The sequence below is a fragment of the Pseudomonas sp. GW101-3H06 genome, from assembly GCF_059424605.1.
Window position 1 is genome coordinate 3,854,378 of the sequence record NZ_JBWKZO010000001.1, and the last position, 18,759, is coordinate 3,873,136.

General features: G+C 60.4%; 14 protein-coding genes. 9 read left to right on the forward strand and 5 right to left on the reverse strand.

The window, feature by feature from the left end; genetic code table 11:
- Positions 1-19: 19 nt before the first annotated feature.
- Positions 20-1,342, forward strand: coding sequence for an L-fuconate dehydratase (locus AC07ZE_RS17545; protein ID WP_207265950.1), 1,323 nt, complete (start codon positions 20-22; stop codon positions 1,340-1,342).
- Here the strand turns inward: AC07ZE_RS17545 and AC07ZE_RS17550 are convergent.
- Positions 1,339-4,176, reverse strand: a complete 2,838-nt coding sequence (locus AC07ZE_RS17550) for an AMP-binding protein (protein WP_259331966.1) — start codon at positions 4,174-4,176, stop codon at positions 1,339-1,341. The genes AC07ZE_RS17545 and AC07ZE_RS17550 overlap by 4 nt on opposite strands.
- 151 nt (positions 4,177-4,327) lie before the next feature.
- Between AC07ZE_RS17550 and AC07ZE_RS17555 the strand changes: the two genes are divergently transcribed.
- The 3 genes from AC07ZE_RS17555 (at position 4,328) to AC07ZE_RS17565 (ending at position 7,439) form a co-directional block, all read left to right on the forward strand.
- Positions 4,328-5,632, forward strand: a complete 1,305-nt coding sequence (locus AC07ZE_RS17555) for an MFS transporter (protein ID WP_207265951.1) — start codon at positions 4,328-4,330, stop codon at positions 5,630-5,632.
- A gap of 149 nt (positions 5,633-5,781) precedes the next feature.
- Positions 5,782-6,690, forward strand: a complete 909-nt coding sequence (locus AC07ZE_RS17560; RefSeq protein WP_207265952.1) for a universal stress protein — start codon at positions 5,782-5,784, stop codon at positions 6,688-6,690.
- 8 nt (positions 6,691-6,698) lie between these two features.
- Positions 6,699-7,439, forward strand: coding sequence for a Mut7-C RNAse domain-containing protein (locus tag AC07ZE_RS17565; protein WP_137805270.1), 741 nt, complete (start codon positions 6,699-6,701; stop codon positions 7,437-7,439).
- Positions 7,440-7,481: 42 nt separating this feature from the next.
- Here AC07ZE_RS17565 and AC07ZE_RS17570 read toward each other — a convergent pair whose 3' ends face one another.
- On the reverse strand, positions 7,482-8,285 hold the full coding sequence (locus AC07ZE_RS17570) for an alpha/beta fold hydrolase (protein ID WP_207265953.1): 804 nt from the start codon (positions 8,283-8,285) through the stop codon (positions 7,482-7,484).
- 275 nt (positions 8,286-8,560) lie between these two features.
- Between AC07ZE_RS17570 and AC07ZE_RS17575 the strand changes: the two genes are divergently transcribed.
- Positions 8,561-8,851, forward strand: a complete 291-nt coding sequence (locus AC07ZE_RS17575; RefSeq protein WP_207265954.1) for a hypothetical protein — start codon at positions 8,561-8,563, stop codon at positions 8,849-8,851.
- Positions 8,852-8,935: 84 nt separating this feature from the next.
- On the opposite strand, the gene AC07ZE_RS17580 is transcribed toward AC07ZE_RS17575, so the two are convergent.
- Complete coding sequence (locus AC07ZE_RS17580; protein WP_207265955.1) at positions 8,936-10,288, reverse strand: MFS transporter; 1,353 nt, start codon at positions 10,286-10,288, stop codon at positions 8,936-8,938.
- A 184-nt stretch (positions 10,289-10,472) separates the two neighbouring features.
- Positions 10,473-11,510, reverse strand: coding sequence for a LacI family DNA-binding transcriptional regulator (locus AC07ZE_RS17585; RefSeq protein WP_207265956.1), 1,038 nt, complete (start codon positions 11,508-11,510; stop codon positions 10,473-10,475).
- A gap of 281 nt (positions 11,511-11,791) precedes the next feature.
- Between AC07ZE_RS17585 and AC07ZE_RS17590 the strand changes: the two genes are divergently transcribed.
- From AC07ZE_RS17590 to AC07ZE_RS17600, 3 genes are all read left to right on the forward strand, one after another.
- A complete protein-coding gene (locus tag AC07ZE_RS17590) occupies positions 11,792-13,576 on the forward strand; it encodes an IlvD/Edd family dehydratase (RefSeq protein ID WP_207265957.1) in 1,785 nt (594 codons plus the stop codon).
- A 207-nt stretch (positions 13,577-13,783) separates the two neighbouring features.
- Positions 13,784-14,182 carry a hypothetical protein gene (locus tag AC07ZE_RS17595; protein ID WP_207265958.1) on the forward strand — a complete coding sequence of 133 codons (399 nt, stop codon included), beginning with the start codon at positions 13,784-13,786 and terminating at the stop codon, positions 14,180-14,182.
- Positions 14,183-14,906: 724 nt separating this feature from the next.
- Positions 14,907-16,358, forward strand: a complete 1,452-nt coding sequence (locus tag AC07ZE_RS17600; RefSeq protein ID WP_207265959.1) for a sensor histidine kinase — start codon at positions 14,907-14,909, stop codon at positions 16,356-16,358.
- A gap of 188 nt (positions 16,359-16,546) precedes the next feature.
- Here AC07ZE_RS17600 and AC07ZE_RS17605 read toward each other — a convergent pair whose 3' ends face one another.
- Positions 16,547-17,578, reverse strand: a complete 1,032-nt coding sequence (locus AC07ZE_RS17605; RefSeq protein ID WP_207265960.1) for a GlxA family transcriptional regulator — start codon at positions 17,576-17,578, stop codon at positions 16,547-16,549.
- Positions 17,579-17,695: 117 nt separating this feature from the next.
- Here AC07ZE_RS17605 and AC07ZE_RS17610 point away from each other — a divergent pair, with 117 nt between their 5' ends.
- On the forward strand, positions 17,696-18,745 hold the full coding sequence (locus tag AC07ZE_RS17610; protein ID WP_207265961.1) for an ABC transporter substrate-binding protein: 1,050 nt from the start codon (positions 17,696-17,698) through the stop codon (positions 18,743-18,745).
- Positions 18,746-18,759: the final 14 nt, after the last annotated feature.

Genomic DNA, 18,759 nt, shown 5'->3' on the forward strand with positions numbered 1-18,759 from the left:
TCACCGAGAACAAGAGTCCATGAGCATTCGAATCACTCACTTGAGCGTGCGCGACATTCGCTTCCCCACGTCCCTGTCTCTGGACGGCTCCGATGCGATGAACAGCGCGCCGGATTACTCCGCGTCCTATGTCGTGCTGCACACCGACACCCCGACCCTGGAAGGCCACGGCCTGACCTTCACCATCGGCCGCGGCAACGAGATCTGCGTGGCTGCTGTGCAATCGCTGGCACCGATGGTGGTCGGCCTGACCCTGGAAGAGATCGTCGCCGACATGGGCGCCTTCTGGCACGACATCACCGTGGGTGACAGCCAATTGCGCTGGCTGGGACCGGAAAAAGGCGTGATCCACCTGGCCACTGCGGCCATCGTCAACGCCGTCTGGGACCTGTGGGCCAAACACGAAGGCAAGCCGGTGTGGAAGCTGCTGGCCGACATGACGCCGGAACAATTGGTGCGCTGCCTGGACTTCAGCTACGTCACTGACGTGCTCACTCCCGAGGAAGCCATCGCCCTGCTGCGCCGCCAGGTGCCGGGCAAGGCGCAACGCGAGGCGCAGATGCTGCGCGAGGGTTACCCCGGCTACACCACCGCGCCGGGCTGGTTGGGCTACAGCGAAGAAAAAATGCGTCAACTGGCCCGTGAAGCGGTCGCGGATGGCTGGACCCACATCAAGCAGAAAATCGGCGCCAACCTGGAAGACGACATTCGCCGCGCCATGATCCTGCGCGAAGAAATCGGCTGGGAACGCACCCTGATGATGGATGCCAATCAGGTCTGGGACGTCGAAGAAGCCGTCGCCAACATGCGCCGCCTGGCAGCGTTCGCCCCCCTGTGGATCGAAGAGCCGACCAGCCCCGACGACATCCTCGGCCATGCCAGCATCCGCCAGCGCATCGCCCCGATCGGCGTGGCCACCGGCGAGCATTGCCATAACCGGGTGATGTTCAAGCAGATGTTCCAGGCCGGCGCGCTGGACTTCTGCCAGTTGGACGCGGCACGCCTGGGTGGCCTCAACGAAGTGCTGATCGTGCTGCTGATGGCGGCTAAATTCGACGTGCCGGTCTGCCCCCATGGCGGAGGTGTCGGTTTGTGCGAGTACGTGCAGCACATCGCCCTGTTCGACTACATCGCCGTCTCGGCTTCGCTGCACAATCGGGTACTCGAATACGTCGACCACCTGCACGAGCATTTCCTCGACCCGGTGGTGATCCGTCGCGGCCGTTACTTGCCGCCGCAACGTCCGGGCTACAGCGTCGAAATGAGCGCTGAGACCCTGGACCGTTACTCGTTTCCCGACGGACCGGTGTGGGTAGACGTACGCAGCCAAGTCGTCGCCTAACCGTCGCGCTGGGCGCGCTCCGATTCATCCAGGTGTTCCAGCAGCGCCGCTATCGTCGCATCCCGCAACTTGATAGCGTCCACCCAGTCCGGTCCTTGCGCCAAGAGCGGGGGACCGATGTCGACGTGGATTGCACCGTGGCGCGGGAACCATTGACCGTCGCGCAACACCTTGCGCGTGCCGCCAATGGCGACCGGTACCAGCGGCACGCCGGCACGGGCGGCGAGCACGAACGCGCCCATGTGGAACGTTCGCAAGCCTGGCTCGCGGGTGAAGGTTCCCTCGGGGAAAAACACCAGCGGCTGGCCGGCTTGCAGTACCTCGGCCAGGGACTCGGTGTCCGCGGCGCTGCGCTGCAAATCGAAACGTTCGACGAAGCAGGCACCGAGCTTGCGCAGGAACAGGCCGGCGATCCACTGGTCAGCCAATTCGCGCTTGGCCACGAAGCTGAACTGCGGCGCCAGGGCCGCGCTGAGGATGACGCCGTCGAGGTAGCTGGCATGGTTGGCGGCCAGCACGCTCGCCCCGGATACAGGCAGATGCTCCAGCCCCGAGACACTGAACGGCACTCCCGCCAGGCGCACGAACAGCCGAGCGGCCACATGGGTAAAGCGGCGGCACCAACGCTGGCGCGGCAGGATCGCGACGCCCAGCCAGGTCAATGGTGTGACCAGCCAGAACAGTACCCAGATGTAAGCGGCATACAGTGCCGCGCGGCAGGTCCGCCAGCTGCGGCCGAAACGGGCGCATATGCCCTGCACCACCAGGCGCAGCAGCTGGCGCCACACGGCCAGGTGCGGCCGCCCCACTTCGCCGCGCTCATACAGTTCGCGACTGGCCGCACGGCGAATCTTCCCGCTGGAGGTCTTTAGAACGCTATGCGGTGGCGCCAGAACGATATCGTCGGGCGACACACCGGTGAGGTCGACCACGATGCGGTTGACCTCCTGCTGCAACTGTTGCCGGGCAGCCGCTTCCTTTTCGAGGCTTTCGGCCAACACCACCAGGCGCTCGGTACCGGTGGCCGGGTCAGGACTGCCGAACACCGCGATGCAGCCTTTGCGCAGCCCCGGCAAATTGCCCACCGCCGCTTCGACATCGTAGGGGTAGATGTTGCGTCCGGCACGAATGATCAGGTCCTTGGCGCGGCCGGTCAGGTAGACCTCACCGCCGGCCATGTAGGCAAAATCGAGCGAGTCCATCCAGCCATCGCGCAGCACCCGGCGGGTTTCTTCGGGGTTACGGTAGTAGCCACGGGTGGTGGACGGTCCACTGAATTGCAGGTGACCTTCGCTGCGCTCGGGGAGTTCGACCCCACGCCCATCGACGATGCGAATCTGGTGATCCGGCAACGGCCGGCCGCTGGAAACAAAACATAACGTCGCGCCAGTGTCCGCTTCGGCGGGCAATGCATTGCCTCGGGCCTGGAACGCGTCTCGTTGTACCCGGTCGATCAGCGGCCCCCGGCCCAAGGGAGGAAACGCCACGCCCAACGTAGCCTCAGCCAACCCATAGACGGGTGTCAGCGCAGTGGGTGCCAGGCCGTAGCGAGCGAAACGTTCGGCGAAGCGCTGCAGGGTCTGCGGGTTGACCGGTTCGGCACCGTTGAAGGCCAGGCGCCAACTGCTCAGGTCCAGGCCCTCGAGGTCGTCGTCAGCCAGCTTGTTCAAGCACAGTTCGTAGGCAAAGTTGGGCGCTGCCGACATCGTGCCGCGGTAACGGTCAATGGCCCAAAGCCAACGCGCCGGCCGGGCCAGGAACGCCAGCGGCGACATCAACACCAAGGGGTAGCCGTAATACAGGCTGCCCAGCCAGGCACCGATCAACCCCATGTCGTGGTACATGGGCAGCCAGCTGACGAACACGTCCTGCGGTCCCACCTTCAGCGTCCTGCCCATGGCGCGCAGATTGGCCAGCAGGTTGGCGTGGCTGACCATCACACCCTTGGGCTGGCCAGTGCTGCCCGAGGTGTACTGCAGGAACGCGATGTCATCCGCTCCTCGCGGCGGAGTGATGCACTCGCCACCCTCCTCCGTCAGATCGGCCACGCTGGCAATGCGGGTCAGGCTCGGGACCTGCGGCAGGAGCAGCCGGGCCAGCAGCTTCGCTTGCGTCACGGTGATCAGCACTTTGGCCTCGGCGTTACACAGGATGCCGGCCTGGCGGCGCAAGTGATCCTCGATCTGCGACAGACGCAGCGGTGGGTAGATGGGCACCGGCACCCCACCGGCCAACAGGATGCCGAAAAAACCATGGAGAAAATCACGGCTGGTGGGCAGCATCAGGGCCACAGTCTGACCGGCGTGCAAGCCACTGCGTTGCAGCCCTGCGGCAACGGCCAGGGCGCCCTGGTGCAAGGCGCCGTAGCTGATTTTTTCCTGTTGGTCCCCTTCACCGAGCAGGCGCACGTGCAGATGCTGCGGCTGATGGCGCACATGCCACTCCAGTACCTCGATCAAGGTCCGCGCGGTGTCCGGCGTCTGCCCGGTGGTCGCCAGGGTTTCGCAGGAGTCGCTGGAGGGCAATGGACTGACGACCTCGGCGCCCTGTCTGCTGTGCAGCACGCGCAGTATGTCTTGGGGGGTGTCCGCCGAGGCGAACAGGTTTTCCGGCAGGCGCACACCGAACGCGTGCTCGATGCGTGACCAGAGTTCGACCCGAGCCAGACTGTCCAGGCCCAGGTCCCGATCCAGCACGCTGTGCAAGGTGATTTGCAAATCTTGCGCCGCTTGCGGGCGCAGCTCGACCACGGTGCGTCGGACAATTTCGAGCAGCTTTTGCGCGTCCCCATCGAAACGGGGCGCGGTGCGGGTTTCCGGAAGCGGACGAGACATCGACGGCCCCTCATGACAGGACACTCGGTGTGTAAATCCTTACCCACGACCATTATGCGCCGATCGCGGCGACTGGGAATGTCGTCATGGACTGCCGCGCGCCTGCATTGCAGCTAGGCTTTAAGGACCCAGCGCCTGCAGAGAGACCGCCATGTCAGCCAGCCTTGCCCCCGGAGTGACACGCCGAGAAATCTGGGCCTGGGCGATGTTCGATTTCGCCAACTCCGGCTACACGACTGTCGTGATCACCGCCGTGTTCAATGCCTACTTTGTCGCGGTGGTCGCCAAGGGCGAAGCCTGGGGTACGCTGGCCTGGACCAGCGCCACCGCCCTCTCCTATGTCCTGATCATCCTGACCGCGCCGCTGATCGGTGCCTACGCCGACGCCTTCGCCTGCAAGAAACGCCTGCTGCTGTTCAGCACGATCGGTTGCGTCGCCTTTACCGCTGGACTGGCGCTGGCCGGACCGGGAGAACTCGGTGTGGCGATCCTGTTCATCGTGCTATCGAACTTCTGCTTCGGCAGCGGCGAGAATCTGATTGCGGCCTTCCTGCCCCAACTCGCCCGTGCGGATGCCTTGGGCAAGGTGTCCGGCTGGGGCTGGGGGTTGGGCTATATCGGCGGCCTGGTCAGCCTGGGTGCCTGCCTGGCCTTTGTCAGCTGGGCCCAGGCGCAGGGCCAGACGGCGGCGCAGTTCGTGCCGGTGTGCATGCTGATCACGGCGGTCTTGTTCGCCTTGGCCAGCGTACCGACCTTCCTGTTCTTGCGCGAACGCAGCCAGCCGCAGCCAGGCCGCAGCGACAGGCCTATCGCGCAAGCGGCGTTGGCGCGCTTCGCGCAGACGCTGCGTGAAGCCGAGCACTATCGCGACTTGCTGCGCTTTCTTGCCTGCACCGTCTGCTACCAGGCCGGCATCTCGGCGGTGATCACCCTGGCGGCCATCTACGCCAATCAGGTCATGGGCTTCAGTACCCAGGACACGTTGCTGCTGATCTTCGTGGTGAATATCACGGCCTCCGTCGGTGCCGTACTGTTCGGTTGGCTGCAGGATCGCCTCGGCCATCGCGCCACGCTGGCGCTGACCCTGCTGGGCTGGCTCGGCATGGTCGGTCTGGTCTGGGTGGCGCACGGTCCCGGGCTGTTCTGGCTGGCGGCGAACCTCGCCGGTCTGTGCATGGGCGCCAGCCAATCGGCTGGACGGGCGATCGTCGGTCTGCTCGCGCCACCGACGCGGCTGGCGGAGTTTTTCGGCCTCTGGGGGCTGGCGGTCAAACTGTCGGCCATCCTCGGTCCCATGACGTACGGCCTGACCAGTTGGCTGTCCGGCGGCGATCACCGTCTGGCCATGCTGATGACCGGCAGCTATTTCTTGATCGGCCTGCTGATCCTGGCCGGCGTCGACCTCGAGCGCGGACGACAGGCCGCTGTCAGCGATTCAGAGCGTCTCGAACAGTGAGAGCGGCTGTCAGGGCGACGTCCCACGCGCGTTCACTGAATGCAGGCGTATATTGGTGGTGAAGATCCGGGGAAATGAGGTGCCAGGCGCTGCCCATAGCGTGGCGAACAAGAGAACCAACAGACAACCCACAATGCTGGAGGTGCGACATGAGCCAATATCAACGCCTCTTTCTGATTGCCGGTCCTGCCATGCGCCACACGCCGGCGCTGGAGCGGGCCGTCGCACTGGCCAAAGCCACTGGCGCAGTGCTGCATATCGCGGTATTCATCGAAGACGCCGACATCTTGGGATTGATGAGTGGAAACAAGAAATTTCGCGAGATCTGTCAGCAAGAGAACCAGAAGTGGCTGCAGGATGAAGCCCAGCTGATACGCGGCAATGGCGTTACGGTGACCACCGAAGTGGTATTGGCTCGGGACGTGCTGAAGGAAATCCTTCAGCACGTGAAGGACTTGCAACCGGACCTGGTGATCAAGGACGTACACCACGAATCAACACTCAAACGCGTATTCGTCACCCCTCTGGACTGGCATCTGGTACGCGATTGCCCGGTTGCTGTTCATCTGGTCAGCGAAGTCAGGTGTCCACTGCCACGGGTGGTCGTGGCAGCAGTGGATCTGTCTCACCCAGAGCATCAAATCACTGACCTCAACGATCGCATCATCCTGGCGGCGAAGAGGATGGCATCGCAATGCAACGCAGAGCTGCACCTGCTGCACGCCTTTGATCCATCGCAAACACATATCTCCGACGCCGGCGCCGGTGCGGTGACGATGCCAGGCTTCAGCGCCGACGTGCGTCGGGCACTGCACAAGTCCTTCAATACCCTGGCTGACAGCTGCCACGTACCCTCTGAACGACAACACTTCATTGAAGGGTCGCCAGCCAAAGTGATGTCCGACTTCGCAGCCCACAGCCGGGCCGATGTATTCATCATGGGAGATACCCATCGAAAAGGCCTGCATAAGCTGCTTGGCAGTACAACAGAGCACGTGCTGTACAAGGTGCCCTGCAATGTCCTGGCAATAAAGGGGCAAATCGATCAGTTGGGATAGCCTGAAGCATGACAAGTGCAACTTTCCGCTTCTACGAGGAGCTCAACGATTTCCTGCCGCCCGAACGGCGGCGGCAGTCCTTCACCTGCGAGTGCGCGCAAGGGGCGACGGTCAAGCACATGATCGAGGCGCTCGGAGTACCGCACACGGAGGTCGAACTGGTGCTGCTCAACGGCGAGTCGGTGGGCTTCGGGCGGGTAATCTTCGACGACGACCGGCTGGCGGTGTATCCCAAGTTCGAAACGCTGGACATCAGCCCGCAGCTCAAGGTTCGTGCGCAACCGCTACGGGTGCTGCGCTTCGTCGCTGATGCGCACCTTGGCGGGCTGGCCAGCCTGCTGCGCATGAGCGGCTTCGACACCCTCTACGACAATGGCTTCGAGGATGGCGAGATCGCCGAGATCGCTGCGCAGCAAGGACGCATCGTGTTGACCCGCGACCGCGAACTGCTCAAGCGACGCATCATCAGCCACGGCTGTTACGTACATGCCCTCAAACCGTCGCTGCAACTGCGCGAATTGTACGAGCGCCTCGACCTGGCGCGCAGCGCGCGGCCCTTCAGCCTGTGCCTTCATTGCAACCTGCCGCTGCACGAAATAAGCCCGGAACTGGCCCGGCCGCTGGTGCCGCCACGGGTTGGCGCCCTTTATTCACACTTCCTGCGCTGCGACGGCTGCCAACGGATTTACTGGGAGGGTTCGCACTGGCGCGGCATGTGTGCCCTGCTGGCACCTTTGCTGGACCGATAGCGCAGCGCGGCGGGTCGAATAATTGGTCAGGTGTAGCATTCATCAGTGGCTGATTTGAAGGAGTCGGCCGACCGCATCCAGCACCGCATCGGGGGCCTCTCGATGGGGGACATGATGGCAATTCTCCAGTATCAGGTATTCCCCGGGCGCCGTCGTAAGCCTGGCGATGCGCATGGGATGCTGCACCGATCCGTACTCGTCGTGCTCACCATGAATCGCCAGCAGTGGGCAGTGAATCGAATCAACGGTGTCTTCAATCGTCCAGCCGCTAAAGGCCTGCGACAACCAGGTCTGCGTCCAGGCCGACAGCACCCAGGGCGCTTTATCACCATGATATTTTTCAAGGCGCCCCCTTTGCCCCGGCGCCTCGAACTGTGCCTTGGCGTCTCGAATACCGCGCAGCGTCTGCTCTTCAACGAACGCTTGTGCCGAGACGGTGATCAATGCAACGCAGCTCTGCGGGTACAGGGCGGCGCAGCACGTAGCCATCGCGCCGCCCACACTATGGCCCATGGCGACAAACCGATCGAATGGCAATTGAGCCCTGACCAGGGCGAAGAAACGCGTGGCTTCGTCGCGGATGAAATCCATGGGCAAATGATCCGGGTACGGGTCCGACTGCCCGAAGCCGAGCCGGTCATAGGCAATCACCTCCCGCCCTGTGATCTGACAAAGTCGTTCAGGAAAGTCGCGCCACAATTGGATGCATCCAAGGGAATCATGAAAAAGAATGATCGGCGGTTTTGCCTGGCTGTGTTCCACGCCCGCCGGAAACCAGCGTCGAGTAAACAGCCGCCCGAGGGGCGTATCGATCCAAAGCGACTCGGTACAGACAAACGATGACATTGGAATCCTCAGCTGATCATTCAAGCGGATAAGAGAAAACGAAGTGCTGCGGTCGCGAGGACAGCGATCAGCACGCAGTCTGGCGCGCGTCCGGTACGAGCACAACCGGTGTAAATCCAGCAGCCATCGACCGAACGCAGCCAATGGTCGTTGCATTTCGCTAGTCGCCGGCCTGTGGCTAAGCTTAATAAATCGGGACGAACTGAAACCTGAGTGATACCGGCCATCAGTGGTCCTGGACCGGCATCAAGGCAGTGCTCCCAAAGGAGACGACTATGTACGCGGTGATAAGAACCTATCTGGGTACTGGTGCAAAACAGCTTTTCGAGCTGTTGGAAGAGCGCGGGAACGACGTCGAAGCTGCCCTGCGGACAGTGCCGGGCCTGGTCAGCTACACCCTGCTCAATACGGGTGATGGTGGTACGTCGATAACGGTTTGCACGGACAAGGCCGGCAGCGATGCGAGCTTGAAAGTCGCACGTGAGTGGATTCAGAAAAATGCAGCTAACATCCGAGCGAACCCGCCGATCGTGACGGAAGGACCGGTCATTGTGCAGATCAAATAGCGCGTCCTCGGGATTGAGTTCACGACTGCAGTCATCAGGCCTCGATCCTGTTCATGGAACAGGATCGAGGCAGTCGACCGATTGTCAGGCCTTGATGTCTTTGGAGAGCATCGTTTTTGGAATCAGCAGGATCAGCACACAGCTCACGAGCAGGCAACCACCCAGGACATAGGTGCCGTTGTTCATGTCGCCCGTCAGTGTCTCGGCAGTGGCCGTAATCATGGACCCGGTGAACCCCGAGAGGTTGCCGATTGCGTTGATCATGCCAATCCCCGCCGCTGCTGCCACACCGGACAACACAGTACCCGGCAATGTCCAGAAAATCGGCATCAGGCTCAGCAAACCCGACGCGGATACGCTCAGGAAGAAAATGGACACTGGCAGGTTATGGGCAAATATGGCGCTGCAAATCAGACCGATCCCGCCAATGAACGCCGGGATTGCAGCGTGCAATCGGCGTTCACCGGTTTTATTGGAGTGCCAGGCGTTGAGCGTCATGGCCACGATGGCGGTGGCGTAAGGTATCGCCGTCAGCAAACCGATGTGCAGGGTGTTGGAGATACCCGTCGCTTTGATGATCGTCGGCATCCAGAACGCCAGTCCGTAAAAACCCGTGTTGAACGTCAGCAGGATCAGCACCAACAGCCACACCCGACCGTTGAAAATCACATCTCGAAGGCTGGAGGCCTTGCTCTTGTTGTCCTGGTCGAGGTTGTTTTTGAGCATGTTTTTTTCAGCAGTCGTCAGCCATTTGGCGTTGTCGATTTTATCGACCAGCAACGTCACCACCACCACGGCCATGATCAGCGACGGAATACCTTCGATGATCAGCATCCACTGCCAACCGGCCATACCGTTGACCCCCTGCATGGCACTCATCAACCAGCCAGAGAGAATCCCCCCCAACGTCAGGCTGATCGGCATGGCCATCAAAAAGCCTGCCATGACCCGGCTCTGCCGATGGGTCGGGAACCAGTAGTTGAGGTACAAAATCACGCCTGGGAAGAAACCGGCTTCGCAGATCCCCAGCAGGAAGCGCAGCACGTAAAACATGGTTTGCGATTCAATATGGAAGAACTTGGCCAGTGGCACGGTAAACGCTACAGCCATGGAGACAATGCTCCAGGAAATCATGATACGCGCGATCCAGAGACGCGCTCCAAAGCGATGGAGGAACAGGTTGCTGGGCACTTCGAAGAGGAAATAGCCCCAGAAGAAAATGCTCGCGCCGAGCGCGTAGACGGTATTGCTGAATTGCAAATCGTTGAGCATGTCGAGCTTGGCAAAGCCGATATTGACCCGATCCAGGTATGCCGCCATGTAGCAAAACAGCAGGATCGGCAGTATGCGCAGAATGACCTTACGGTAGATACGATCCTCGGAGGTAAGCTCCGCCGAGCCCTCTCCTTCAAGAGAGCGCTGAGATACTGATTCCATGTGTTGACCTCAAGGCATGTTGTCATGCCGATTGTTTTTGTTTTGGCTTGCGACCTTGAGTACCTCGGACTGACCAGGCCTGTCCGGACGGAGAAAAGGAATCTGCAAGTTGCCCTGTTACCGGTAACATTTTTAATTTAGCAATTAGTTTCGGAGCAAAGCAAGCCAGCCCGCTTAAAAATTTCTAAGTGCTTTCACGCGCCAGGATTTTGAATTCGACGACGTCGCGTTCCCGAGGACGTGGAAGTCCAAGGCGCTGCGCAGCGGCACTGGCCACCAGCAATTGCCCCGCGCGCCGGCCGATTCCATAGGGATCTACCGAGACGGTGGTGATGGTCGGAGTGCAATAGCGTGATACCTCGAAATCACCGAATCCGGCGATCGCAATATCCGCGGGCACTCGTCGTCCCTGGCGATGGCATTCCATGATCGCCCCGAATGCCGACAGGTCACTCACGCACATGACCGCCTCCGTATCCGGCCACTTTTGCAGCAAGCGCTTCACCGACTCCCCGCCATGACTCATCGTGATGGGTGATTCGCCATACTCCAACACCCTGGGCTCCCCTGCCCCCAACGCCGCGACAGCCTGAAGATAACCTTGTTGACGCTGCTGCCCACGGTGATCGAGAACCGAAGCGCCGCCGATGTAGCCAATTCGCCGATAGCCTTGCTGATGCAGGTGCCCGTACAAAGCGGCAGCGGCGGATACGTTGCAAAATCCAACCGATTGCTCGATAGGGTCAGCCGGAATGTCCCACGTCTCGACCACGGGAACCTGGGCGTGGCGCAGCAGTTTGCGGGTTTCGTCCAGGTGCGCACTGCCTGTCAACATCACCCCTACCGGTCGATGGCGCAACAGCGTGCGTACCAGCAACGCCTCCTGTTCCAAGTGATAATCCGTGTCGCCCAACAACAGGCACAGGCCATGTTCGCTCACGGCATCATTCAAGCCGCGCACGGTATCGGCAAAGTTGGAACTGGCCAGGGATGGCACCAGAGCCACGATGAATTCCGAGCGCCCGGTTGACAGGGTTCCGGCCGTGGCATCGGGCAGGTACCCGAGGCTTTCGATCGCTGCCTGGACACGCTGCTGCGTGCGCTCTGAAACATCGCGACCGGCCAAGACCCGGGAAACCGTCATCTTCGACACGCCTGCCAGTTTGGCGACGTCTGCCATCCGCGGCGGCGTGGTGATTTTGCCTAAATCCTCGTGACTCATCGACGTCCTGTTTTCCTGAAAAAATGGCCGGGCGGATCATTCAAACACCGCCGCTAATGCTGATTGTTGCTGATTATACATGCGTGCAAACGGGCATACCTCTGCTCGTTTGCGGGTTGACCTTCGTCCATTCGACATCGATCGGGGGCCTTTACAAAAAAAATGTTACCGGTAACATCAATTCCTGCGAACACACGGCAAAGGCTCGGTCAAACCTGATTTTGCCCCCTGCAGCGTTGTTCAATCTTCCGTTGATAGCCTTCTGACAAGAGAAAAAACCCATGCCTGGAAACGCTCCTCTGCCCCTGCGAAGTCAACAATGGTTCGACGATCCAAGTCATGCGGACATGACCGCGCTCTACGTCGAACGCTTCATGAACTACGGCATGACACGCGAGGAGCTGCAATCTGGCCGCCCGATCATCGGCATCGCCCAAACGGGTAGCGACCTTGCTCCGTGCAACCGGCATCACCTGGAACTGTCGCAACGCACCAAAGCAGGCATTCGCGACGCGGGAGGCATTCCCATGGAGTTCCCCGTGCACCCGATGGCGGAGCAAACCCGTCGCCCCACTGCAGCCCTGGATCGCAACCTGGCGTACTTGGGCCTGGTCGAGATTCTTCATGGATACCCGCTAGATGGCGTGGTGCTGACCACCGGCTGCGACAAAACAACTCCCGCCTGCCTCATGGCGGCGGCGACGGTCGATATCCCGGCAATCGTACTGTCTGGGGGGCCGATGCTGGATGGGCACCACAAGGGCCAGTTGATTGGCTCCGGCACGGTGCTGTGGCATGCGCGTAACTTGCTCGCCAGTGGCGAAATCGATTACGAAGGTTTCATGGAAATGACCACGGCCGCCTCTCCGTCGATTGGTCACTGCAACACCATGGGCACAGCGTTGTCGATGAACGCGCTGGCCGAAGCGCTGGGCATGTCCCTGCCCGGTTGCGCGAGCATTCCGGCGGCCTACCGCGAACGCGGGCAGATGGCCTATGCCACCGGTAAACGTATCGTCGACATGGTTCGCCAAGACATTCGCCCTTCCCAAATCATGACGCGCGCAGCGTTCGAGAATGCCATTGCAGTGGCCTCTGCCCTGGGCGCCTCGACCAATTGCCCGCCGCATCTCATCGCCATCGCGCGGCACACCGGGATAGATCTGAGCCTGGAAGACTGGCAGCGCATCGGTGAAGACGTCCCCCTGCTGGTCAATTGCATGCCCGCCGGCAAATACCTCGGTGAAGGTTTCCACCGCGCTGGCGGTGTCCCTGCCGTCATGCACGAACTGAAGAAAGCCGGACGGCTGCATGAAGATTGCGCCACGGTCGGCGGCAAGACGATTGGTGAGATCGTCAGCAATACCGCCGCCAGCGATACCGATGTCATCCACGCCTATGAGGACCCCTTGATCCAACGGGCAGGGTTCATCGTGCTGAGCGGTAATTTTTTCGACAGCGCCATCATGAAGATGTCGGTGGTGGGCGAAGCCTTCCGGAAAACCTACCTGTCCGAACCTGGCGCGCCAAACAGTTTCGAAGCCAGAGCCATCGTTTTCGAAGGCCCTGAGGATTATCACGCTCGAATCAACGATCCTGCTCTGGACATCGATGAGCGCTGCATTCTGGTCATTCGAGGCTGCGGCACCGTGGGTTATCCGGGTAGCGCTGAAGTAGTCAACATGGCACCACCGGCAGAATTGATCAAACGAGGCATTGATTCCCTCCCCTGTCTGGGCGATGGACGCCAAAGCGGCACCTCGGCGAGTCCGTCGATTCTCAACATGTCCCCTGAAGCCGCTGTGGGGGGTGGGATTGGATTGCTGAAAACCAATGACCGGCTTCGCGTTGACCTCAATGCCCGCCGAGTGGATCTGCTGGTGGACGAGAGCGAAATCGCCCGTCGCCAGGCGGCATTCAAACCCTTTATCCCGGCCTCGCAAACCCCTTGGCAGGAAATCTACCGACAGCAGGTTGGCCAACTATCGACGGGGGGTTGCCTGGAGCCTGCGACCTTGCACTTGCGGGTCATCGCGCGCAGCGGCAATCCGCGTCATTCCCACTGATTCGGCATTTGCGTGGCTTTTTTTTTCCATGAGATGAACGCAAATCTATCGCTGAGGTCGTCGGCTATTTAAACGGCGACCCCTAGAACTTTTCTCTATTTATCGGTCTATGTGGGTAGGCACATCCGACCGATAAGCGCGACTTCGCGGGCTTTGCGCAGCAGGATGGCCACACGCCCAATTGTCAATCAGAGGTTGTTTTCGCTCATGAAAATCCTTGACCCACGGATGGTGCTCTTCGGCCTGTTCGCGTTCGCGGCATTGGGCTCGGCATCAGCCACACAGATGAAGACCTCAACCCCTGCCTTCACAACGGAAGTCACAGCTGTTCAGGCGCCTGCCCAGGCCGCCGGCAACCCTTGGCCAACCCTGAGCAGCAAGGCCGACAACCCGTCGGGCCCGTTGCTTGCCCATGACGACCGATACTGGCATGACGGTCGTTGGCACGATCGTCGGGACGATTGGCGCCGAGACGATTGGCGTCGAGATCAATGGCGTAGAGAGCAAGCCCGACGGGAAGCTGAACGCCGTCGTGATTGGGAGCGCCACCATGATCGAGCCATGCGCCACCGCTACGATCACGGTCATCGCTACTATCGTCGCTAGCGCAACGCCACGCGCCTGGTGCGCGAGTGCATCGCAGGCTGGTTCAGCGCGCTTGCCAAGTGACGTCTGACCGGCAACCTGGCCAAGGGCGGGCGGCTCGCTCGCCCCTTATGAACCAGGGATCGACAGGAATGCCAGTCAGATCAATGCAACCAGCCAAGAAGATACTGCCGCGCCTATGCAAATCCCAGGAACGACAGGACGACTGCAATGACCACGACCAACCCGATGATGTAAATGATGCTGTTCAAGGTATTCACCTCTCTGCCTGAAGGATCGCAATGCGATAGCATTTTTCTTGCCTCGCTATTTGAATCGACCACAACCCGGCTCAATCGCTCCTTTTATTTATGAGCGTGCGAGGCCTGCGCTTTGTAGCCCGCAAGCGTTCCTCAAGACGGTGTGACTGGCACGGTCGCTCAGGCGCGAACGCTGGAAAATGGCGACCTGGAGTTGCAGATCGATGTATGACAGGCATTGAGCGCGCGCCTTTCGCGAGGTTCCGAATTCCCCACAAACGGGGCCTGCTACCCGTTTCCCGCAACAGCCTGCCGTACTTTCGGACAGGCCTGAAATCGCACCGCGCCGCTCAAACGCCCGGTCTATGCGCCACAACCTCAATTGTCGTTAAACATCTGGCATAGAGAATGCTTCGGGTACAACAACGCACCGTTAGCGGTTGAAGCTGCGACAACAAGATCAGCAGCACACCTGGGGCAATCCTATGCAAGCCACTGCCGCATTGTTCAGACGCTTACGCCGAAGAACGGCTGACTCGATTGCCCCCACCCGGCAATTCAATCTCATGCGGTGGTTTTCGGTTGTCAGTTTTCTTCTGATTGGCGTCATTGCTTTTGGGCTCGGTTCCGTGTCAATCAGGTTCCTGGTCACCGAAAGCCTGGAACGCGATGCCCTGATGTTCGCGCAGCTCATCCAAACCGTCGCCAAAGGTGAGATTCGCCATCACGGATTGGCCGGCATACAGATCGCAGAGGCTACGCAACGCCTGCAAGTGGAATCACTGTCAACGGACAGACAACCTGTAAGGTCCGAGCTCCTGGAGTACCTTTCGCGTATTCCCGATGCCCTCCTGATCTCTATCTACTCACCCCATCGCACAGTGGTCTGGTCGACCAATCCGCATCTGGTTGGAAAGCAAATCTTGAATGACGAGCTTGAAGAGACATTCAAAGCCAAAGACCGGGTTACCACCCAGTACAATGAGGTGGATAAAGACCGCAAAGAACAGAAATTTTTTCGCGCCCCCCAAATGTTCTTCATCGAGAGCTACATCCCTATTGTGGATGACAGCGGGAACATCCAGGCGGTGGTTGAAGTTTATCGGGAGCCGCTCGACCTGATTGCAAGCCTCAAGCGTGGGCACTGGATCATCTGGCTGTCGACGATGGGCGGCCTGCTGTTTTACTTCGGGGTTTATTGGATAGCCCGACGCGCATCGATTGCGCTGGCCTTGCAAGAAGACCAGGTTGTTGCCAACAAGACCTACGGCGGCTTGGTCGAAATGTCCACGGCGGTCGCCCACAGCCTTCGCAATCCCTTGGCCTGCATTCGCTCAAGCGCAGAATTGGCCAGAGACATGGACGGCCAGCCTGCGAGGAAGAACATCGACGACATCGTCAGTCAGGTGGATCGGATGTCGCGGTGGGTGCATGAATTGCTGCTGTGTTTGAGCCCGATCCGTGGCGAGGTCGAACTGGTGGAGCCGATGGCGATGGTGCAGGCCACACTTAACGGCTTCAGCCAGCAGCTGGCTCAATCAAGAATCCAGGTGGAGTTCAACAATGAACCGACGCCGAGGATCATCAGTAATCCGCTGCTGCTTTCGCAGATTCTCAAGTGTGTCGTCGCCAATGCCATAGAGGCGATGCCGGCAGGCGGCCGGTTAACCTTCCAGGCCAACGTGGACCAAGCCCATCAATGGTTGCATCTCACCATTGCGGACACCGGGGATGGAACGTCTCGGCAACAAGAAATGATGGCATTCAAATCCTTCTACACCACCCGGCAAGGCCGGCTGGGTATAGGGCTGACCATGGTGAAGCAGATCATGCAGAGTTTTGGCGGAGAGGCGAGCCTGACAAGCCAGGAACAACGGGGTACAGCCGTGCAATTGAGCTTCAGGGCTCTGGATAGAAGATCCAGCGCATTGCACTGACCATCCGGAAAATACCGCGATTCAACGCTGTCGTACCTCCCCGTGCTCTAACAAAGCAGGCAACCTGCTGCTGCGCATGTGTCAGTTCCTTACGCCACAGGTTGAGACAGGGTTTCAGAACGCAACGTAGTTGAGCGATGCGGGGTTGTCAGATGGCCGTTCCTGGATCGAGGGTGATGGGCACGCAATCACTCTGCCCGCTCCAGGCGCTGGTACTCCCGCGGACAGACGCCAAACCGTGCACGAAACTCGCGGGAGAAATGAGCGCCGTCGGAGAAGCCACAGTCCATGGCGATCTGGGTGATGCTGCTCTGGCTGTTCACCAGCAGCCAGCCTCCGTACTCGACCCGCAACGAGCGCTGGAACTCCATGGGTGAAAGCCCCAGTGACTGCTGGAATGCCCGTGTCAGTTGGCGTCGTCCGAGCCCGACATAGCGCGCGATGGCATCCAGGGTCGGCAGGCTGTCCATGCGTTGCTCGATATAGTGCGCGGCCTGCCGCACGCGTTCATCCTTGATGTCTGCCAGGTTGGCGTAGAAGTGCGCCTGGGGCTGACGTCCCTGGCGAATACCCTGCAGCATCATGTGCCGCACCGCCTGCTGGGCTTTTTCCCGCCCGCAGTGCCGGGCCACCAGGTACAAACCCAGGTCGATGGCTGCCGTCGAGCCGGCGCAGGTGATCAGATCGCCCTCATCGATGAACAGATGGTCCACCGCCGCCGGGGTCTTGGGAAAACGCGCTCGAAACGCATCCAGCACATTCCAGTGCACGCACACCGACCGACTACCGACCACACCCGCCTGCGCCAGGGCGAACGTGCCTGTGCAGATGCCCAGCAACCGCGTGCGACTCTTCGCTACGCGCTGCAGCCAGTCGCGGAAATGGACCGGCAGATGGGTATTGAGATAGTCGTTGCCACCGCAGATGGCCACGTAATCGAACGCGTCCAGCTCTTGCGCCAGGCCTCCGGACACCTCCAGGGCGATCCCGGCGCTGGAGGTTCGCGGCAAACCGTCGACGCTCATCACACGCCACGCCGTATGGATCTGCCGGCTACCGCCCCCCAGGTCAGCGGACAAGCGCAGCACATCGATAAATCCGGAAAACGCCGCCAGCGTGAATTGATCCAGCAGGACCAGCCCCACTGACAGCTGCGGACGGTTTCCCACCCCGGCTCCGGGGGAGTCAGGCAGATGGCAATCGCGATGTATCTGAGTCATTTTTGGCATGACCTAACTATTCAACTTTAAGACCCTGAAGTGCAAGCGCTCGCCTCAACGATACGAGCAAGATGCAGGCCAGGGGAAAAAGTCCAACAACGCCCCAGAGGACACACGATGAAACTGAAGACAGGTAAGCAAATCACCGTCGCTCTTTTAGTTACCGGCTGCATATCCTCACAGGCCGCCCTGGCTGAACAGCAAAAGCTGACCGTTGCGTTGTATGGCGGTAACTGGGGGGAGGCCTTCCTCAAATGTGTTGCAGAACCTTTCACGCAAGCGACCGGCATCGCCGTTGCACCGGAGGTCGGCACCTCGACCACCACCCTGGCCAAACTCCAGCAACAGAAGTCCAGCCCGACCATTGATGTGGCCTGGATGGACGGTGGCATCAGTGAAATGGCCTATGCCGCCGGCGTCGTCGCCGATCTTGATCCCGCGGCCATTACGAACCTCAAGAACGTGCAGGAAAAAGCCGTATACACCAAAGATGGCCATACCTTCGCCGTCAGCAGCGGCTTCTACTCCCTTGGCCTGACGTACAACACCAAGGAAATCAAAGAGGCGCCCGCCAGCTGGAAAGATCTATGGAAGCCTGATTATGCCGGCGCCATCGCCCTGCCCTCGCCCGCCAACTCTTCCGGAGTGCCGTTCGTGTTTTTCATGGCGGACGTCTGGGGTATCGACCGCGCCAACCTGGAGCAGGTCTACACCAAGCTGGGCGCGCTGGACACCGCACTGTTCTTCGACAGCTCGGGTGCCGCCACCAATGCCTTCCAGAGCGGCGAAGCCATCATCGGCGCGCATTTCAATGTGGGTGCCTGGGACCTGATCGACAAGGGCGCCCCCATAGGTTTCACCATTCCCAAGGAAGGCGCCTGGGCTACCGACGCACGCCTGCACCTGATCAAGGGCGCGAAAAACAGCAAGGCCGGCGAGCAGTTCATCAACACCGCGCTGACCAGGGAAGCCGCATCCTGCCTGGCCGGCAAGCTGTACCTGGGTCCGGCGGTCAAGGGTGTCGAGGTGGCGCAAGACGTCGCCCGCAAGCTGCCATGGGGTGTGGGCGGTTCGATCGATAGTCTGCGGCTGTTCGACTGGAGCCAGATCAACGCGCAACGCGCCAGCGTTACCAACGACTGGAACCGCAAAGTCACCGCCAACTAGCTCAAGAGGTCTGC